Origin of the sequence: Ensifer sp. 2TAB8 (assembly GCF_052115125.1) — a bacterium.
In the GTDB taxonomy this organism is placed as follows: Bacteria; Pseudomonadota; Alphaproteobacteria; order Rhizobiales; family Rhizobiaceae; genus Ensifer.
Genome location: NZ_JBFRGB010000060.1, coordinates 1 through 2673, shown reverse-complemented (window position 1 = coordinate 2673; position 2673 = coordinate 1). Strand labels below are relative to the sequence as shown.

3 protein-coding genes and 2 pseudogenes are annotated in these 2673 nt (G+C 60.6%); 3 read left to right on the top strand and 2 right to left on the bottom strand.

Going from position 1 to position 2673, the window contains the following annotated elements:
• On the top strand, nucleotides 1-234 hold a 234-nt coding region (locus AB4Z53_RS35240; RefSeq protein WP_441600050.1), incomplete at its 5' end, for a helix-turn-helix domain-containing protein.
• An 86-nt stretch (nucleotides 235-320) separates the two neighbouring features.
• Here the strand turns inward: AB4Z53_RS35240 and AB4Z53_RS35235 are convergent.
• On the bottom strand, nucleotides 321-467 hold the full coding sequence (locus tag AB4Z53_RS35235; protein WP_113536282.1) for a DUF1127 domain-containing protein: 147 nt from the start codon (nucleotides 465-467) through the stop codon (nucleotides 321-323).
• Between the two features lie 358 nt (nucleotides 468-825).
• Here AB4Z53_RS35235 and AB4Z53_RS35230 point away from each other — a divergent pair, with 358 nt between their 5' ends.
• Together AB4Z53_RS35230 and AB4Z53_RS35225 are read left to right on the top strand one after the other, a co-directional pair.
• The gene (locus AB4Z53_RS35230; protein WP_441600048.1) at nucleotides 826-1839 is read left to right on the top strand and encodes a methyltransferase; all 1014 of its coding nucleotides are present in this window, start codon (nucleotides 826-828) and stop codon (nucleotides 1837-1839) included.
• A gap of 253 nt (nucleotides 1840-2092) precedes the next feature.
• Nucleotides 2093-2293 (top strand): annotated as a pseudogene (locus tag AB4Z53_RS35225) (nucleotidyltransferase family protein); the annotation flags it as partial.
• A 62-nt stretch (nucleotides 2294-2355) separates the two neighbouring features.
• On the opposite strand, the pseudogene AB4Z53_RS35220 reads toward AB4Z53_RS35225, so the two are convergent.
• Nucleotides 2356-2673 (bottom strand): annotated as a pseudogene (locus AB4Z53_RS35220) (2,3-bisphosphoglycerate-independent phosphoglycerate mutase); the annotation flags it as partial.

Genomic DNA, 2673 nt, shown 5'->3' with positions numbered 1-2673 from the left:
CTGTCGCGCCGGCAACTCGAGCGACTGTTCATGGAGAAGGCGAAGATGTCGCCTGCGCACGTCTACCGGAAATTCCGACTGGAGCGCGCCAAGCACCTCATCACCCAGACGGACGCTTCGCTCATCGAGATCGCGCTTGAAGTCGGCTTCGAAAGCGCCGGACACTTCTCCAGAATATTCGCGAAGGCCTACGGACAGACGCCGAGCCGGCTGCGAATGCAGCAAACGACATAGGCCCCAACCAAAGCCATGGCCTCAAAAAGCAAAAGCGCCCGCAGGAGATGCAGGCGCTTGGCAATTATTCAGTCTTTGATGTCGCCTTAGCGGGCGAAGGCCGTGCGTGCGACGCGGTCGATGTCACCACGTTCGATGCCGAGGTCACGGAGTTCGCGGTTCGACATGCGGCCCAGCTCGGTGACCGTCTGACGATACTTGCGCCAGTTGTTGATGGAGCGTGCGATGTTCATTTGATCCCCCTTTCAATGGGCTTTCGAAGTCTGGCTGCCAGTCCGTGGCGCCTCGTTTCGCTTCGATGAACACCTTATAACTCAGGCCCTTGGTAAGTTGCAGCGCTCAAAACTCAGCGCTCCCATGTGGGAAATGCATAGGCGATCGATTTCGGTAGGAGGCGCCGCGAGGCATTCGCTTGGGCTCTTAGCTAGTGCTTCTTGATTAATTGCAGCCCCTAGCAAAACGCTCTATTTTCGCCATCTGGGTGCCTCGACGAGACGGAACGTCCTCGACTTGCCAGCGCTGCCGAACCGCCTCGGTTTTGCCGCCAATCCCGGATGCCGTTCGACGACACGATCCATAAGGAGACGAGTGATGGGCGCAACGACACCGGACAACATCATGCAGCTCGGCATGGGGTTCTGGGCCTCCAAGGCCATGCTCAGCGCGGTCGAGCTCGGCGTCTTCACCGCGCTCGCGGCCGGCCCGGCCGACCTGCCGGATCTGCAGATCAGGTTGAAACTGCATCCCCGCGCGGCCCGCGACTTCCTCGACACCCTGGTGGCCCTGAGGCTGCTCGAACGCGAGGACGGACGCTATCGCAATGCCCCTGATACGGACCACTTCCTCGACAAGGCAAAGCCCTCCTATATCGGGGGCATCCTCGAAATGGCCAATGCCCGGCTCTACGGCTTCTGGGGCTCGCTAACCGAAGCCCTGCGCACCGGAGAGCCGCAGAACGAAGCCAAGCACAGCGAGGACTTTTTCGCCGCGATTTATGCGGAACCGGCACGGTTGCGCGGGTTCCTCGAGGCCATGAGCGGGATCAGCGCTGGCGCAGCTCAGGCGATCGCCGCCAAGTTCGACTGGTCGAAGTACACGACATTCGCCGATGTGGGCGCGGCGCAGGGGATGGTGCCAGTGGTGGTCGCGCGCGCCCATCCGCATCTTAAGGCCATCGGCTTCGATCTGCCCGCCGTGCAGCCGATCTTCGAGGAGTTCGTCGCCCGGCAGGGCCTCGCTGACCGCATCCGCTTTCAAAGCGGCAACTTCTTCGACGGCCCGCTGCCGAATGTGGATGTGATCGTGATGGGGCACATCCTGCACGACTGGGATCTGGCCGAGAAAAGGAAGCTTGTGGAAAAAGCGTTCGCCGCGCTGCCGAACGGCGGGGCTCTGGTCGTCTACGATGCCGTCATCGACGACGAGCGACGCTTGAACGCATTCGGCCTGCTGATGAGCCTGAACATGCTGATCGAGACCCGCGGCGGGTTCGACTACACAGGCGCCGACTGCCAGGCTTGGATGCGAGACGCCGGTTTCGTCTCTACGCGCGTCGAGCCGTTGCTGGGACCGGACTCGATGGTGATCGGCTTCAAGCCCGACTGAACGGAAAACAGGATCCCGGCGAGCGTTCCGCAAGATCGACTATGGGAGCATGTCGATCGAAAAGCCGCGCCATCGGCGTCCGTGCCGTGAACCTGAAAAACGTGCGTCGCAATGTCTCCCTGTTCTCCTCCCCCTATCCCTCTCTATTTCGGTTCTGACCCTTTCCGCAAATATGGTCATAACTCATAGGAGACGACGTGTAGGCCATCGACCTCATGTACAGGCGATGATTGCCGAGTTGGCTTAGCGGACTATGGACGCGGCATGGACGGCAGACTTCCCGCCGGAGGGCCGCTTCATCACGAGCGACGTCAAAGGGAAACGCTATTGGTATTTCGACATGCCAGGTGGCTCTGGCGGCAAGAAGCACCGCTAAGTCGGTCCTGCCGACGATGAGGAGATCGCGCGGCGCGTTGAGGACTTCAAACGAGACAAAGTCAGGCTGAGATCGAAGGCGTGAGGAAAACAATCCCGGCAAAGTTCAGAGAATATTGCCGGGATTGCGGAAAGCACCTTTTAACCGAAGAGAGGGCGGCCGGTCATCTGCGCTGATGCGTCGATCCCCATGAGCGCAAGAAGGGTCGGGGCGACATCTGCCAGAATGCCGTCATGCAGCGCGGCAATCTCGGGCCGGCCGAAAAGGATGACCGGAACAGGATTGATCGTATGCGCCGTATGCGGCGCACCGGTCTCGGGATCGATCATGGTTTCGCAATTGCCGTGATCGGCGATGACGAGGAGGGAACCCTGCCTGCTTCGGACACTTTCGCAGATCTTGCCGAGCGCGGCATCCACCGTTTCGACGGCAACGATGGCCGCTTCCAAGCTTCCCGT

Excerpts from the sequence above, each read along its gene's own strand:
- AB4Z53_RS35235 (WP_113536282.1), bottom strand. The coding sequence starts at position 467 with ATGAACATCGCACGCTCCATCAACAACTGGCGCAAGTATCGTCAGACG.
- AB4Z53_RS35230 (WP_441600048.1), top strand. The coding sequence starts at position 826 with ATGGGCGCAACGACACCGGACAACATCATGCAGCTCGGCATGGGGTTC.